The organism is Leptospira ognonensis (assembly GCF_004770745.1).
Classification (GTDB): domain Bacteria; phylum Spirochaetota; class Leptospiria; order Leptospirales; family Leptospiraceae; genus Leptospira_A; species Leptospira_A ognonensis.
This window is the reverse complement of record NZ_RQGD01000031.1, coordinates 16,156-32,131: the sequence shown is the minus strand read 5'-3', so window position 1 is coordinate 32,131 and position 15,976 is coordinate 16,156. Positions and strand designations below refer to the sequence as shown.

Here is a 15,976-nt window from a genome sequence, read left to right as displayed (position 1 = left end):
TGATTTCGCCTATGTGAGGCCCAGGGCAGGAGTTAAATGGCTTCGATCAGTGAGCTTGATTTTGAAACGGGGGTTTTTGTCAGGTTCTCTGTATTTGCAAGAAAGAGTTCCAAGTTATCCTGCTTAAAGAATACGATGGATTACTTTCTTGATTTGTTTTCAATGATCACAACGTCAGAGGTTTGGAAAAATTTAAACAGCATCCATCCTGATCTTTTGTGAACAGACGATTTAAGGGAATCGGTTATCGAATTGCGCTGGCTCTCAGAATTGCAAAGATACCAGACACAAATTTAATATAGATAAGAGATTCAAAAGACAATACGCCGGATTATTGGCAAGTCCGCAATATTCAGTTGACTGAAGAATACTCATGAGTATTCTTCACTTATATGAAGAATACGCGGAGCATATTTCCCTTTATGAAAGAGGATCTGGGATCTCGAATGACCTTCATTGGAGGCCCCAGACAAGTAGGAAAGACGACCCTAGCAAAATCTTTTCTGAAGTCTGAAAGTCAGTATTTGAATTGGGATGATTTAGGTGACCGAAGTATCATTAAAACACACCAGATCGATCCTAAGTTAACCACCGTAGTTTTGGATGAAATCCATAAATATAGCCGATGGCGTATGCTCCTAAAAGGACTCTATGATAAATACAAAAACTCGCTTTCTATCATCGTAACGGGAAGTGCGAGATTGGATACACTCCGCAAAGGAGGTGATTCTCTATTTGGCCGTTATCGTTATTTTCGGCTTCATCCCTTTGCCCTGCATGAGGTTGATTCAAAATGTAGCCGAGAGAGCACTCTCGAATTATTGAAGTTTGGTGGATTTCCAGAGCCATTGATTGCAAAAAGTGAACGAAAGTACCGCCTATGGAAACGGGAACGTCTGAGTCGTCTTGTTTACCAAGATTTGAGAGATTTAGATACCGTGAAGGATTTATCAAAGATTGAACTTTTGGTAGATGCCCTACCGAGTAAAGTGGGCTCTGTACTTTCCATCAACAGTTTAAAAGAAGATTTAGAGGTATCTCCGAATACGGTAAGTCATTGGCTCTTGGTATTGGAAACTATCTATTATTCCTATCGCATCCTTCCCTTAGGTGGACCAAAGATTAGAGCAGTTAAAAAATCGAATAAACTTTATTTATGGGATTGGGCTGAAATTGAGAGTGATGGAGCGAGATTTGAAAACTTTGTCGCTAGTCAATTGCTCTATTATTGTCATTTCCAAGATGATGTAAATGGATATGATATGGAACTTAGATTTGTCCGCGATACCGACCTTCGAGAAATAGATTTTGTCGTTTTGAAAAATAAAAAACCGATTTTTGCCGTTGAATGTAAAACGGGTGATAAAAAAATTTCATCTCATTTACGTTATTTTAAAGAACGATTATCGATCCCTTTTCTTTATCAGGTCCATCTCGGAGAAAAAGAATGGGATGAGGGGACGATAAAAGTTAGACGATGGGAATCGTTTTGGAAAGAGCGAGTGAAAGAACTTGTGGCTTCTTAAGGAAGAGAGTCAAACTCGTTAATACATTCCTTTGAAAAAAACTTTGCCATACTCTCAAAAATTCCTTAATTAGGTAATTTCCGAAAATTAGGTAATAAATTAGGTAAAAGAATTATCAAGCGAAAATGAAGTGTTAATATTAGAGAAATTATCTATAAAATGAAAACAGTTGAAGTATTAATAAATAATTTGGAAAGCATTCCAATTACAACATCTTAGCTTCTTTCAGCCTTAGGCGAGTGTAAGGGAAAGCAGGCACTTTAAAGTATACATTCTCCACAAAAATAAAAGAATCTGAATGAACATGCCCTGATTGAGAATTCCATTTCCTCATATCGTATGGAAGGTGTTAACATTGCACAAAATCGTATTGGAACTGTATCGTTTGGAAAAACGTTCTTGAAGGATAGCAATAAAGAGGAAGTCAGTGGCTACCAAAAAGCACTCCGATGGATACATGAATCACATAACAAAATTTAGATCAATCTACAGACGATTCTAAAATTACATAAATTAAGCAGAGGAGATTTTTGGGACGCAGGTCAACTAAAAGAAAAACAAATTGATATCACTGAAATATTGCCAATTGGAAAATCAAGGATACGTTTTAAACACCTGGAGTAAAAGATAGTAAAATTCATTTAGACAAGAAAGTAGAAATGATGACACTTACAATCTTTATCGGAGGTATTCCCGGTTCCCTGGAAGGAAACCAAAGCGACAGAAGACACAATCAAATTTATTGCATCCGTTAAAAGTTGAAACTGGTGTTTTGCTGATCTATGCAGAGACTTCAATATTAAAAAAAATGGATATAAATATTTCAAGAACACTGAATCAGTAGGTATTGAAGGGCTCAAAGATTAATCCGGAATGAGTATCTCTTAATCAAATGAAAAACAAGAAAACGTCATTCGATTAATCCTTGATTTGCGGGAAGTGCATTCGTCTTGAGGACCTCCGAAACTTCGACCCATATTAAAAGCTAGATTTAATAAACTAAAACAAATTCCGAGCGATACATTGATTGGCAATATTTTGAGTAAAAAAGGACTCATCAAACACAAGATGAAGCGTCTGATAGTGCCTCTATTTTGGCAGAAACCCAAACTTAGAAGAGGGAACCAAGAATAGGAAGGGAAGGGAGCAATGCCTTGTCTGCCTTTGCAGTTTCGCCTCCCTCTATTTTGAAATAACAAAGTGCCGATTAATTGGAAAAAATTTCAAATATGGAGTAGGGGGAAAGTTTGACCGGAAACTTGGTCTTCGATTTCATTATTGAAAGCTTCAACTGAACTCACCGGATATGGTTTATTTTTTTGGGAGATAGGGAAAATTATATATATTCTGAGCTTACACGGTATATACCTAAAACATGGAAATCGGCTGGAACAGCTAAAACAGGAAGCGAAACAAAAACAATTTCCAAGACTTCCCTTTGAATTAGTTGCAACTGAAATCATAAAAGGTCGATTCACTTACGGATTTAAAAAAAGTAATAAATCTGAAAAAGTGATCATCGTAGAACTTCCTTGGATTATAGAGAAAAAATATCAGATCCGAGTAGCAGTTGTTATTGATAAATAGCTTTCTGAAGCTAGTGAAATTAGAATTTTTTTGAAAACTTTTCCCCAAACAGAGACCTTAAATAGGAGTAAATGATGAGCAAATTTAAGAAAGGCGAATTCGAAAGGGACATCAAGGAAGAGGCAAGGTTGAAATCCGATCTAAAGGACAACGGAGCTCAATTGAGGGTTGCGATTTCTATTAAATTAGATCCAAAACTGTTAGGTCGGATTAAGGAGCGCGCAGAGGTCAGTGGGGTAGGGTACCAGACATTGATTCATGAAAAGTTAATGGAGCTTTTTCCAGAAGAAGAAGTAAAAAACCAGAGTAAAAAAATCATCAAACAAATTAAGGTGCTACTCGATGATTTAACTGTTGCTATCGAAAAATAATCAAATGACAGGCGAATATGGACCACAATCTGATGAAGATCAGTTCGTTTTAACGGGCGAAGCGGAAAAATATTTGGAAGATAGCGGATACCATCCTGTTTGCCAAGTATGCAAAAAACATGTTCCACTTAAGAAGTTGAACTGGGATGAGCAAAAAATACATGAATCGCTAGAGTTCAAATGCCATGGTAAAGGGTTGAAATTTCATTTTTTCGAGAAAAAGGTTTTTAAGGTTGAGGAATTGATATGAGTGAATTAAGAAAAACTAATAAAAAAACACCTTTACCTACTCGGCGCCGGGGCTAGCCAGGGAGCTGTGCCTGTAGTTAATGAGATGGAAAGCTATGTCGAGAAAGTTTTAGGTAGTAGCCTTGGAACAACTTCTTTCTTGCGTGCCCTACGGCCAGAACTGGTAGAAGATTTAAGATTTTTAGATAAAGGAATAAAGGATTACGGGACGCCTGATATTTTTGCTCGGAAGGCATATCTATCAAACAATCTAGATGAATATGAGAAGATCAAAAGAACCTTATGCTTTTATCTCATTCTTATCCAGTTAATCAATGGTGTCGATAAAAGGTATTATGCTTTTCTAGCTGCCGTAATTGATCGCATAGGTAGCGATTATTCCATTAGGGAAAATCTAAAAATTGCAACATGGAATTATGATATACAACTTATTTCAGCGCTTTCTGAATTGACTTCGCAAAATATATCTGTTCTTAATCAGAAATTTGGACCATTGACAGATTCATTGCATTCAGCAAAGTTAAAAAGAAATCTTTTTTTTAGGCTTAATGGTTATGCAGCTTCTTCCTTTTTTATGGATGGAAATCAAAAGTATGTTACGGCCGATGCATTTGATTTTATCTATAATCAAAAAACTAATCCTTCCGAAAAGGTAATAGATTTAAACAAACTCTTCCTTGCTTCAAAGAACGGAGAATATTTATTTAATATTAGGTTTGCATGGGAGAATGAATCCTCTTTTGAAAGAGATTTAAAAGATACAATTAATTCCATTTCAGATACGGAAATTCTTGTTGTAATTGGTTACTCTTTCCCAAATTTCAACAGAGATGTTGATAAACGATTATTCTCTGCAATGCCAAACCTTAGAAAAATCTATCTGCAGGATAAATTTAATTATATTGAAAGTCGAATATTACCACTCTTAGATGAGGATATTGCAAAACAAATAAATCGAAGTTCCACTGAATTTTCCAGTGATATAGGACAATTTCTAATCCCGCATGAGCTTTAAGGTTTTTGACATAATGCTAATTATGGGAAGCTAGTTATGTCTCTTAAGATTCTTTAATCCAATCTCCTCTTTGGGATCACCCAAAAATACTACCCAGGCATCAAGGCATTAAGTTGATCTTCTGTGCCTCACGAAATTGCCTACACTATAATGTGCTTAGGCCGCGAGAGCGACAGTCACGAAGGGTGTGTATCAGCCGACGTTATGCGGCGTGCCTCTCATTTTAGAGAGAATGATTTAATCTAATTCCGTCCTCAATTTTTTTGATATACCAAAACTGTTTAAGCTGAAATTTATGATCCATAAATCTATGACAAAAAGCAAGCTACTTGAAATGCACAATGTTGGAATTGTTGTCGAGTCTCTCGACAATGTGATCTCTTTCTTCCAAGAGATTGGACTCACACTTGAAGGAAGAATGATCGTGGAAGGTGAATGGGCTGGACGTGTAACGGGTCTCGGAAACCAGACGGTCGAGATCGCAATGATGGTAACGCCCGATGGACACACACGCATTGAACTCTCAAAATTTATCACGCCGGGTATAATTTCTGACCACAGAAAAGCACCTGTCAATTCCCTTGGCTATCTGCGCATCATGTTTAGGGTTGATAATCTTGATGAATTGTTATCTAGGCTTGTGAAGCAAGGTGCAGAACTTGTTGGTGAACTGGTTCGGTATGAAGATATTTATAAGCTCTGCTACGTTCGCGGAGCAGAAGGAATTCTTATTGGACTAGCGGAACAACTCGGCAGTCAAACCGCGACAGAAATTTTAGAAAACTCTTGAACGAAAATTTTTGATTGTGATTCCGATAGGAAAATTGTAAAACAGATACCTTTAGAGGATGAGGCAACTAACCAGCATAAATCTGTAGCATTTCTTCTCTCCCCTTCAATTGAAATTTACCTAACGAATCCAAGTGAACGCTTGTCGGCAGGAATGTTTTTGTAGATTCCGAGAGAAGCAAATTTCGATTTGTTTCTTTACAGAGAGATTCAATGCGGGAAGCAACGTTGACGGCATCTCCAATCACGGTATATTCTAATCGAGAGGAGCTCCCAATATTTCCTGCTAAAACCTCGCCCGTGTGAATGCCGATTCCAATTTTCAATTCAGGAAATCCCTTTTCTTTAAAACTCGCATTCATTTGTTCCAGACGACTGAGCATTCGCCGTGCACTTACAAATGCTCTTTCTGCATGGTTATCAAGGGGAACAGGTACATTGTATATCGCCATGATGGCATCACCTATAAATTTGTTGATGAGTCCACCTTCTTGTTCAATGCACTTACTCATTGTATCGAAATGAGTGTTTAACATTTCAACAATTTGAACTGGTGTGAGTTGTTCAGATAGAGAAGTAAATCCTCGCAAATCACAAAATAGGATTGTTGCAGAACGCATTTCCCCACCGAGTTTTACATTTCCTCCGAGTAGATGATCACGGACCGCTGGATCTACCACTTTACCGAAGGTTTCCTTTATGAATTCTTTTTCCTTTAAACTAACGGCCATTTGCTCGATTCGTTCTCCGAGTAATCCTAGTTCATCTGTCGTTGTGACATCTAACTTTATATCAAAATTTCCCTCTTGGATTTTGCTTACTGCCGCTTTCATTTCTACTAAAGGTTTGTCAAAGGCTCGTGCTAAAAGCCAACTTAATATACCACCTAGGGAAACCATGATTAGCGGTACGCTTAGCATTGAAAAAGGAATCGAACCGAATCCAGCAAGTGATATCTTAGAGAGCATGAGAGTCAAAATAAGGATGGGAAGAAGAGTGACGGAAAAAAAGAAAATAAAAAACCGAAGTGCGATGGATGGCTTCAGGACTCCTTCAATTTCGCTGATTTTATAATCTCGGATATACCTAGTAATAAACTTTGTACGATTGATGTAGTCGAGAGTATAGTAAGTGAATACAAAGGCGATTCCACCTAAAGACAATGTATTCGCTATCGTAACTGTCATTCCTCTTAGAGTTACATTGTGGATATAATAAAATTGAAGGGAAACTGCAGTAGCATTGCCAATGAACCAACCACCGAGTCCCATCAAACTGATGATAAGCGGAGCATTGAGTAGCCTATTTGCCGCTCGGTCATCTAAGAAATTTACTTTTTCAAAATCCCTTAATTCTTTCATAAGTGGATAAAGATAGTATAGGACAGATGTTGCCGCAACTGTGAATGGCAATACATTGATGAGCCCGAGTGCCCATGGTACAACTTTTAGAAAACCGATAAACCTAGCTCTTTCCTCAGGGACAAAAATTAAGTCATTCAGTCCAAAACTTGCGATAACCGCAATTAAATTGGACACGATGGGAATCACCATAAATGTCAAAGTGAATGGAAAGGATTTGTTTTGAGTCATTGGAGCTTGCTTTCAAATTCTAACATATGCCCATCATTTCGGCGATCTCTTTTATGAAAAACGTGCCTGACTTCAGATCCTGAAATTACGATCCGGATTATTCTTCTTGGCAAAAGAAAGGACAAGCGAAAGAATTCATCCATGGGTTCCAACCGCTATTTAGATTGGTTTCGACAAGCTGAAAATGATTGGGAATGGGGAAATCATTCCTTAGAGGCTGGTCATTACTCTCAAACTTGCTTTATCGCTCAACAGGTGGCAGAGAAAGCATTGAAGGCATTTTGCTTTTTCAAAGGTTTCGATATCGTAAAAACCCATTCGGTGCGAAAAATTGCTCAGGAGCTTGAAATCAATGGGGAAATTGAAGCGATCGCCAAAGAATTGGATCTGTTCTATATACCTACTAGATACCCGGATTCCTTGCCAGAAGGTGCTCCTTTTGAATCTTTTACGCAGGCACAGGCAAAGCATGCGATGGATCAATCCATGATCATTTTAAATTTTGTACGCTCACACATCCAAACACCATGAACGCGTTAACCCATTCCAAACCGAGAGTAAGATTTGAAGGCTTAGACAGAGAATCCTATCTCATGCATCTAAAATCTTCTATTGAAATGATCCCTGGTTTCTCGTGTGCTTATTTATTTGGAAGTTTCGCAAGAAACGAAGATACGGACTGGTCAGATATTGACCTTGCAATCATACTTAAAGACGAGCCAGATCTTTCATTAGAGAAAACGAATCCAGAAATTTATTGGATGAGAATGAAGTTGGTTTCTAGTGCGATTAGCCATTTCAAAGATATTGATTTCATCGTCTACGCCGAGAGTCAGTGGACAATGCTAATAGAGGAGACAAATCCGCTTGGATTTTGGAAAGAACTTCGTAGAGATAAGATCCGCCTTTAAGTTTCGTTTAAATCCCTTCCGCTCATTTTTTATATTTCAATTTAGTAAATTTTATTACTTTTCTTTTAATCTCCATCTCTTATAAAAAAGCAAATGAGAAAAGTTGTTTTTGGCATCAATACCACTATCGATGGACACTGCAGTCACACGGACGGAATAGCCGATGATGACTTGCACAATTACTTTACCAACCTTCTAAGCAATGCCAGCCAAATCCTTTACGGACGGATTACCTATGAGCTAATGGTTCCTTTTTGGCCTGATGTTGCGAGAGACAATTCCATGTCAGAAAAAATAAATGAGTTTGCTCATATATTTACATCCCTAGAGAAGATCCTTTATTCCAACACCTGGAAACAAGTAGAGGATACAAACACCCGTTTATCCAATTTAAAACTCATAGATGAAGTAAGCGCTTTAAAGAAACAAACAGGAAAAGATATTTTGGTGGGCAGTCTGAGCCTCGCGAGTCAACTTTCAGAGCACCATTTAATAGATGAGTATCACATTGTTGTCCATCCGGTTGTTTCAGGAAAAGGACCTCGTCTATTTGAAAACTGGAAGCTCGATGAGAGTGTTCAATTAAACCTCCTTAGTACGAAAACATTCCAATCGGGTACGGTCGCACATCATTATACGAGAAATAAATAGTTAAAGGTAACGCTGTAGTGAGTAGCTGCCTGACTAGGTTCTAGCGAACACTTTTACAATTCATTTTCAATTCAAGCTTCTCTTTTCTCACATAGCCTAGAAAATATCTAGGATTTAAAACTCGAAATGAAGTCTTTCTCGATGGCACCCTTCTGTGTCAGCAGGAATTGTAATGATCCTCTGTCGAAGAAAATTTTACTTCATACCTCCTCGATTCTTCCGCAAATAACAGGAGTTACCTCGTTTTCCGGCCAAATCCGAGTGTAGACTTCTTTAGAAGTCATCTTTTACTTTCCTATTCTTCGAGCGGATTCGTTTGGGGAGAAGTGCGAGTTTTTCTGATGTTTGGCGAATGGATTTTGTTAAGGAGGGATCTTCCTCAACAAACAAAGGAATACCAAGAACCGCTGCCGTCTCAAAAACGAGTCCCAAAGCAACGGTCATATCTCCCGCCTCAATCTTTTGTAAGGTAGTGCGAGAGATCCCGGCACGTTCGGCAAGATTTTGTTCAGACCAATTTTTAATTTTCCTTTCATATTGGATTTCTTTTCCAAGAAGCATTCCTGCTTCCTTTGCAAATCGTGAGTAGGCCCGTCTTTTTTTCATTTTTCAGAGATCAAATTTTATTGACCATTATAATACTCATTATCTACCATTATGACCATTTAAACAATCATTTTTTACATACATCCCATAAGAACAAAATTATACCTAATCCTCGGGAAGCCCTCTCCCCTACTTTAAAAATCTAATTTTTTGCCAAAATTTCTTCTCCGATATCCATTTTCATTCTACGATTTTACTGATAACCCAAGGAGAGATTCAAAACGAATGAAAGCAAGACCAATGAGACCCTATCCCCAAGTCTCCTTACAAAAGGAAACTGCACTGCTATTAATCGAACAAGGATTCAGCTTCCGCAAAGTTTCGAAAGCTCTCTCTCTAAATGTCACGATCATTACGCAATGGTCCAAACGAGATCCTGAGTTCAAAAAACTACTCGATAGAATTGAGACGGAGAAACAGCTTGCTTATCGCAAAATGGCGCTCTCCTATCCAGTGTATGACGCCCTAGATCCACTCCATGAGTTCCAAGCCAAAATCGAACGCGCCTATCAGTATGGCGGGTTGCAACTTTCCCGTGAGGAGCTGGAAGAGATACGGGCAAAACTAACCTCTCTCCATGCTCTACTCGCATCGAAGCAAAAGAGCGCGGAAGATCTTCCGCCAACCTCAGATCAAATGCATCAGCTAGAATGCGCTATGTGAAGAGGCACTTCTTATCACTTTTAAAGTAGCAAAAGCCGGCTTTTACCAAATCGAAAATCCGGATTTGAAGGATCACATACAGCAATTGCATCATTTGTGGATGAAACCTCATTCATAAATCATGATATTCACTTTTACCAAAATTTTTTTGAAGGAAATAACTTACATACAATTTTCAAATTCATAATTTTTTTTCGTACAGCATTTATTAAAAAAACCTCAAAAACATCGCCAATTTCTTTTCCGATATCCGTTTTTTCTTTAGAATTTTTATCAAGGCGAGGCAGATAAAAAGCAATTTCCATCTGCCTGTTAGATGCCTAGAGACGACGACTTATGATCTTCGGAGCAGTTGTCACCATCTCGAAACAAAAATTTGTCAGAGCAAGGCTTACTATGCATAGCTATGCCCTGACAAACAAAAATTAAGGAGAGATAGAATGATTACTTCAAAATACAAGATTAACAAGAAAAATGTAAGGGATATTGCATGCAGGTGGGACAAATTAAGCAAGATACAATTTGAAAATATAGATCCTTTACTTACATGTCGCTACAAAGCAGAGAGAATTACTTGGAACAAATTTAAAGAGTTTATTTATGAATTAGACATTTTGTATAAGAGCATCAATTATCACGCTTACGCAATTACGATCAAGAGAGGACAACGAAACGCAGATTTAAAGGAGATGAAAGAGGCTCTTCGCATTGCCTTAAAAGATTTCAATAGAATTCACTTTCAAAATACTATCGCTGGAATGGAGCTCCCATTTTTTACCTTCGAAGGGAACGCCATTGATGGAAGTTACAATCCTCACCTGCATTGTGCAATTTGGATTCCGACAAGATATCGGATTCAGCTCAGATCTCACATCGAAGATTCCATCCTAAATAGATTAGCAAAGTTCAAAAAAAGGAAGATAACTTTTGAAGATAGAGATGGCCTTCACGTTTGGATGGCTAAGTTGAAAGGAGAGATTAAAAAATACCTTGGTTATTGCGCGAGAAAAGAAGATGAAACCAAGGGAATGAACTTCGATAAAATCGTTTGGGAATTGTGTTCATTTGGATTCAATTCTGAAGCTAGACACAAAATGAGTAAGAGAATATATAGAAGGATTGAATCTAAATTCCCACAGGTAAAACGAGATTCTTCAATCCGACACAAAGTATTCGTAATGCTCAATTGGATTCACAAAAGAAAATATCCAGGAAAAATGCTACGATCCTTTCTACCTATCCTCTCGACTGATACACCAATAGCGAATCGGCCTCGAAGCAGGATACCAATACGAGAAATCCTAATCAAGGACTATGAAAAGAAGTATAAACTTAAATTTAATTGCTGTCTGTTTATCTTAAAAAAGAAGAAACAAGGAGCGCGGGTATAACGGTATTTGAAAGAAGTTTTTCCTCATCACCGGGACCTCTTATGGATCACATCCAAGGTCCCAGAGAAATCCATTATCACTCGCTATAGATTCAACAATCCTTTTGGAAAGAAAACAGGTTCACGTGATGTATCTACCGGAATAAGATTTTTCTTTAATGTTTCTCTATGCTCGAGATAGGCCTGGCCCCATAACGTTGGTTCTGGATCATATGGCTCGGGCTCAATCTCTTCATCATCCATGGTTGCCTGTAAATAACGACTGCACTCAAGCATGTCCTCGTCTGTTAGTTCTTCCCAATTCTTTTGCAAATAGTTTTGTGTGATCATAATCACTCCTTGTATTTGAATGGAGAGTGAGAGAGAAAGTGTCAGTTTTTTTTGGAATAGACCAGGTAAATCGATTCTTGACCTCCCTAACCCTTTTGGGCACCTAAAACACCTAATTCACCTAATCATTGCAATTGCTGTACGAACATGCAATGGAATGACACCTACTCTCATTTTGGACATGGAATCAATGAGAGGTATCTGATGAACTTACAAGAACGAGCAGATTGCATGATTTTAGAATTGAAATGGATTTTAGAATTTAGCATTCCGCGAATGAAATACGATTTACATTTGGAGGAACTCAAATGCAAGAAAAAGAGAAAGAATTGAAACCAACACTTGCGGAAGAGATTGCAGCGGAACAAATTCTGGAATCTCTAAAAGGCAATTTGCAGAAAGAATATCCCAAAGTGTTGGAGGATCTGTAAGAGGGGAGGAGGAATCTTCCTCCTCCTTCTTGACGACTAACGGCGACAAATTCCATACAGCTGTAGGAAAATCTGGCTCGCTTACCCGCATAAACCAATCCTTAAAGTAACATAAATTATTCGAGTCTTTTGGCAGATTCATATTGATTAAAAAGGTTTATAGAATCCTCCCTTTCTCTTCAATTCATCGTCTGAAAATTGGAAAAAAGTGTATGGGGTTTGCTTATCTTGCGCTAGTCAAAAACGATGGGGGTTCTCGCGCCCCTACCCCCCTCATAAACGAAGGGGGTCAAAGTCGGGGAAAATCGGGTCAGGGTGATTCGCAAAATAAAGTTAAGAAATCAATATAGGAGGCCTCCAGAAGCGCACGAAATCAATTTCTAGGCCCCTCTTAGGTCTTTTCCCTTTTCCTCTCTAGGATCATGGCCCGTCCAGGGCTGTCTTCGTTTTCCTTTTCAGATAGTACTTTTAATATTGTACTTTTATACCCCTCATAAACGATGGGGGTGGTCCCCTCATAAACGATGGGGGTAGTCCCCTCATAAACGATGGGGGTAGTCCCCTCATAAACGATGGGGGTATCTCCCCTACCCTATTCATAAACGATGGGGGTTTGATAGATTCCCTGACCATAAATGCTAGGGGTTCCTCTTCTACTTCTGCCGAAATTGACCCGGGTTTTAGAGCAGATTAATACTCTGTGATACCGGATTTTCCTAAGCCAGAATCATGTAAGTTAACTGACTCGGACGCCATAATTAATCAATATATCTGTTTGCGAAACGATTCGGGATCAAATCTTCCGAGATAGAACCATTCATGAACTAGAATCAAATTAAAATAAGGGAATTGGATTGATTCACATCTGGAAAGGAGCAAAAGATACAAAATCATGACGGAGGAAACGAATACAAGTGAAGAGGAGGACGATAGTGAGTTTCTGAAGGAGATTCATTTGATCAATACCGTCGATGATCAAGTCGCTTTGGACAAAGAGTACGCTGAGTTTAGCAGGTTCCGCTCTCACGTTCAAAAAGCCGAAAATAGAGGGGTCAGTAGAAAACAAATTTTACCTTTTCGCGCACTCACAGAAATTGATGAGAACCGCAAGGAGAGAATTGGCCTAAAGGATTTGTTTGTTGCTTATTGTGAAAACGGGAACAGAGCTTGGTTAAATCCTGGCAAAGGAATAGCAGCCCTCGAAAATACGCTCCGAAAATTCAATGGAGACCAAAAGATACTAACTCCAATTATATCCCTGCTTATCGATGTCGCAAAATCCAAACTCTCTCCTGCTGCATTTTTGAAATATGTAATCTTACCACGACTCAGGTTAGACATGAATTGGAGAAGCTGGCCCAAGACCCATTTTCCAGCATTCCATATCATTAGGAAGATTCTCTCTGACGTGCAAGCTTCTCCAAGTTATGAATCCGATATCATCGCCAATGGCCGGCTATCGCTTGCTAGAGATATCATTCTAACCAAATACGTTGGTGGTCCCGTTGCTAGGATCGAATTGAGCAAGTTATCCAATGCTAGTTTTCAAACCGAATACGCAATGCATTGGAAAAATTTACAATATAACAACTATATGGCCTTTTTCTTTATCAAGAGAAATGTATTGCCATTTCTCTCCCAACTGTCTGGCAAACTAGAAGCTAACCAAATTTTAGAACTCGTTTTAGAACTTCCGTTACTTGAAGAAGCCTTTCACATCGCTTATCCGGATGAACTCTACTTCCAGAAAAAGCTGCCAAACTTTTCATTGTATCCAGTCTCGTTCCATCATAGTTATTACAAAAGACTTGGTCTTGGATATTCTCTCTTCCAGGTGTATTCTGAACTTTTAGGATTCACTCGAGTGATACGCACCACTCTTCCGACAAGAGCAGGAATCTATTTAGCAGAGCTCATAGCAAAAAAGATACTAAAAAAGCAGAGCCCATCTTATATTACAGAACTGGATCGACTCATCCAACTATTACCCGACAGAGGCGGATTATATACTTACGGTTGGCACATCGAACAGTTTGTAAACCTAGACCAAACAGAGAGAATGCGGTTTATAGAAAATGTTGAATCTAATGGTGGGCACCACCCAAATTTCGTCAGACCTTTTTGGATGGTTCGCGGCAATTGGGGAAATATTGATTTTGCCGAATATTACGAATCTATTAAAGAAGAGAACGCGCGAAATCTAATCGAATCGATTGCTTCTAACCTCAATATGTCTGATTATATTAGCGGACAAAAGAAAAAAGGATTCACAGTTGCAAGCTTCCTGGAAGCCTACTCTGCTCAATATCCTGAAAATAAAAATCAGGTTTTTGACTACCAAAAAGACATTGTAGATGGTCGCGACAGGGCTTGGACTAGACAAGATGTAGCCTATATTGACTCCATCCATCCACAATTCCAAAAATTATTGCTAATGTCTGTACTACGAGGAATCGGAATGCATTTTAGCAATTTCAAATCCACAACGCTTAGCGAATTGTTCCATAGCTATTCTGCGGCCAATACATTGCCTACACTACCATACGAAATCGGATTTGAATGGGAAGACACCAAAAAGGAAAGTAAGGATACTAAAGGTGAAGAGATAATCCGTAGCACAATCAATCTAAATTTGTTTCACGAATTGATTGCGGCACTTAATGAAGAGAATGGGCAATGTTCCCAGCTCATCCCTATTCTGGGAAGAGAACACCTGGAACTAAAGACATCTCTTGCCGAGAAACGAAGTGCGCTTGCAACTTCGAGCGATGAGAACATTAAAGAAAAAACCGAAAAAGCAATAAAGCACATTGAAAAACAAATCAACCAATTAGAAGAGATCCAGGTGAAATTTTCCAATTGGGATCTCGAAAGGCAGATCATCTTTCTTGTTTTTTATGCCTCCAAAAATGCAGACAGGTTTGAAAGCTTATTCCCACTCACAATTAGTATATTAATTCATTCTAAACTCGTAGGAGAAGAAATAGCAAGCGGCCGAGAAGAGCTTTTACAGGATATAGTCGTTGAAAACTTACAGATGTATCAAATTGATACTCTCGTATTATTTTGTAAAAAACTGGTAGGTGAACTCAAAGAGAATCAGAAAATTAAATCTGTATTTGATAGTAGCGATTCAGATTTTAAGGAGATCCTAGTCCCCTATTCTTCCTTAAAGAAACAATCACTCCAAATCAATTCCCTGGATGCTGCCTTGAATCGTCTTTTGCGTGTAGGAAAAATGGAAGCGGAGCGAGCCAAATGGCTAGATCATACGATCAAAGCCGATGCTGCACCTAAGCTTCGTAAATACAAACTCTATACTTCCAAATCATTCATTGATTCCTATTATGGAGATATGGGTGGCATTTGTTTGTCAATCGCACCAAAGGAAATCTTACGACCCAATCTGTTCAACTATCGAATTGCAGATGAAACCTCAGGAAAGATTGTTGGTATGTTTTTACTTACCTACTCAGCGCAAAAAATCAAGTCTCTCGGAATCTCTGAATTCTTTTCTGCCTTTGCAATCAATCCGCTCTATTCTGTTCTCTATCATTGGAGCAAAAAAGAAAAGCTACTTTTTTATTTATGGATTCGTAGCCTTCTCGAATTCATTTCCTTCACATCAGGTAAACCTCTCTTTCTTGCCGGCCGTGGTACCTATGGTTTGTTATCTGAGGGATCAGAATACGCAGAGATCATCGAATCGACAGAAAGGCAGTTCCAATCGCCTAAAGTAGACGATGCGTATTCCTTAGATATCTACTATAATAAGTCTGCCTATGGAAGGTCTTATATGATTATTGATCCAATGGATGCAGGCACAAAACATGCACACCGAATCTTAAAACTTTAGTTTGTTTCC

19 protein-coding genes are annotated in these 15,976 nt (G+C 38.5%); 15 read left to right on the top strand and 4 right to left on the bottom strand.

Annotation, left to right across the window (positions count from 1 at the left end; translation table 11 throughout):
- The first annotated feature begins 36 nt into the window (after positions 1–36).
- The 8 genes from EHQ58_RS10165 (at position 37) to EHQ58_RS10135 (ending at position 5,538) form a co-directional block, all read left to right on the top strand.
- A complete protein-coding gene (locus EHQ58_RS10165; RefSeq protein WP_135623795.1) occupies positions 37–222 on the top strand; it encodes a hypothetical protein in 186 nt (61 codons plus the stop codon).
- A 224-nt stretch (positions 223–446) separates the two neighbouring features.
- Positions 447–1,526 carry an ATP-binding protein gene (locus EHQ58_RS10160; protein WP_210412804.1) on the top strand — a complete coding sequence of 360 codons (1,080 nt, stop codon included), beginning with the start codon at positions 447–449 and terminating at the stop codon, positions 1,524–1,526.
- Positions 1,527–1,865: 339 nt separating this feature from the next.
- A complete protein-coding gene (locus EHQ58_RS18725) occupies positions 1,866–2,006 on the top strand; it encodes a hypothetical protein (protein WP_167883595.1) in 141 nt (46 codons plus the stop codon).
- Positions 2,007–2,804: 798 nt separating this feature from the next.
- Positions 2,805–3,113 (top strand): hypothetical protein, encoded by a 309-nt coding sequence (locus EHQ58_RS10155; protein WP_135623793.1) that lies wholly within the window; start codon positions 2,805–2,807, stop codon positions 3,111–3,113.
- Positions 3,114–3,187: 74 nt separating this feature from the next.
- A complete protein-coding gene (locus EHQ58_RS10150) occupies positions 3,188–3,484 on the top strand; it encodes a hypothetical protein (protein WP_135623792.1) in 297 nt (98 codons plus the stop codon).
- Positions 3,485–3,488: 4 nt separating this feature from the next.
- Positions 3,489–3,734, top strand: a complete 246-nt coding sequence (locus EHQ58_RS10145; protein ID WP_135623791.1) for a hypothetical protein — start codon at positions 3,489–3,491, stop codon at positions 3,732–3,734.
- A 66-nt stretch (positions 3,735–3,800) separates the two neighbouring features.
- The gene (locus EHQ58_RS10140) at positions 3,801–4,748 is read left to right on the top strand and encodes a hypothetical protein (RefSeq protein WP_135623790.1); all 948 of its coding nucleotides are present in this window, start codon (positions 3,801–3,803) and stop codon (positions 4,746–4,748) included.
- Between the two features lie 310 nt (positions 4,749–5,058).
- The gene (locus EHQ58_RS10135; protein WP_135623818.1) at positions 5,059–5,538 is read left to right on the top strand and encodes a VOC family protein; all 480 of its coding nucleotides are present in this window, start codon (positions 5,059–5,061) and stop codon (positions 5,536–5,538) included.
- A 67-nt stretch (positions 5,539–5,605) separates the two neighbouring features.
- On the opposite strand, the gene EHQ58_RS10130 is transcribed toward EHQ58_RS10135, so the two are convergent.
- Positions 5,606–7,129, bottom strand: a complete 1,524-nt coding sequence (locus tag EHQ58_RS10130) for an adenylate/guanylate cyclase domain-containing protein (protein ID WP_135623789.1) — start codon at positions 7,127–7,129, stop codon at positions 5,606–5,608.
- A gap of 141 nt (positions 7,130–7,270) precedes the next feature.
- On the opposite strand from EHQ58_RS10130, the gene EHQ58_RS10125 reads away from it, so the two are divergent.
- The 3 genes from EHQ58_RS10125 (at position 7,271) to EHQ58_RS10115 (ending at position 8,691) form a co-directional block, all read left to right on the top strand.
- Positions 7,271–7,660, top strand: coding sequence for a HEPN domain-containing protein (locus tag EHQ58_RS10125; protein WP_135623788.1), 390 nt, complete (start codon positions 7,271–7,273; stop codon positions 7,658–7,660).
- Complete coding sequence (locus tag EHQ58_RS10120; protein ID WP_135623787.1) at positions 7,657–8,040, top strand: nucleotidyltransferase domain-containing protein; 384 nt, start codon at positions 7,657–7,659, stop codon at positions 8,038–8,040. Before EHQ58_RS10125 ends, EHQ58_RS10120 begins: the two co-directional genes overlap by 4 nt.
- A gap of 93 nt (positions 8,041–8,133) precedes the next feature.
- Positions 8,134–8,691 (top strand): dihydrofolate reductase family protein, encoded by a 558-nt coding sequence (locus EHQ58_RS10115; protein WP_135623786.1) that lies wholly within the window; start codon positions 8,134–8,136, stop codon positions 8,689–8,691.
- A 273-nt stretch (positions 8,692–8,964) separates the two neighbouring features.
- On the opposite strand, the gene EHQ58_RS10110 is transcribed toward EHQ58_RS10115, so the two are convergent.
- On the bottom strand, positions 8,965–9,297 hold the full coding sequence (locus tag EHQ58_RS10110; protein WP_135623785.1) for a helix-turn-helix domain-containing protein: 333 nt from the start codon (positions 9,295–9,297) through the stop codon (positions 8,965–8,967).
- A gap of 225 nt (positions 9,298–9,522) precedes the next feature.
- On the opposite strand from EHQ58_RS10110, the gene EHQ58_RS10105 reads away from it, so the two are divergent.
- Positions 9,523–9,960 carry a hypothetical protein gene (locus tag EHQ58_RS10105; protein ID WP_135623784.1) on the top strand — a complete coding sequence of 146 codons (438 nt, stop codon included), beginning with the start codon at positions 9,523–9,525 and terminating at the stop codon, positions 9,958–9,960.
- 134 nt (positions 9,961–10,094) lie between these two features.
- Here the strand turns inward: EHQ58_RS10105 and EHQ58_RS18720 are convergent, their stop codons facing one another.
- On the bottom strand, positions 10,095–10,265 hold the full coding sequence (locus EHQ58_RS18720; protein WP_167883594.1) for a hypothetical protein: 171 nt from the start codon (positions 10,263–10,265) through the stop codon (positions 10,095–10,097).
- 135 nt (positions 10,266–10,400) lie between these two features.
- Between EHQ58_RS18720 and EHQ58_RS10100 the strand changes: the two genes are divergently transcribed.
- Positions 10,401–11,351: a hypothetical protein gene (locus EHQ58_RS10100; protein WP_135623783.1), complete on the top strand. Its 951-nt coding sequence runs from the start codon at positions 10,401–10,403 to the stop codon at positions 11,349–11,351.
- 83 nt (positions 11,352–11,434) lie between these two features.
- On the opposite strand, the gene EHQ58_RS10095 is transcribed toward EHQ58_RS10100, so the two are convergent.
- Positions 11,435–11,680, bottom strand: a complete 246-nt coding sequence (locus tag EHQ58_RS10095) for a hypothetical protein (RefSeq protein ID WP_135623782.1) — start codon at positions 11,678–11,680, stop codon at positions 11,435–11,437.
- Positions 11,681–11,988: 308 nt separating this feature from the next.
- Here EHQ58_RS10095 and EHQ58_RS19010 point away from each other — a divergent pair, with 308 nt between their 5' ends.
- Both EHQ58_RS19010 and EHQ58_RS10090 read left to right on the top strand, forming a co-directional pair.
- On the top strand, positions 11,989–12,111 hold the full coding sequence (locus EHQ58_RS19010; protein ID WP_281277111.1) for a hypothetical protein: 123 nt from the start codon (positions 11,989–11,991) through the stop codon (positions 12,109–12,111).
- A gap of 892 nt (positions 12,112–13,003) precedes the next feature.
- On the top strand, positions 13,004–15,967 hold the full coding sequence (locus EHQ58_RS10090) for a hypothetical protein (RefSeq protein ID WP_135623781.1): 2,964 nt from the start codon (positions 13,004–13,006) through the stop codon (positions 15,965–15,967).
- Positions 15,968–15,976: the final 9 nt, after the last annotated feature.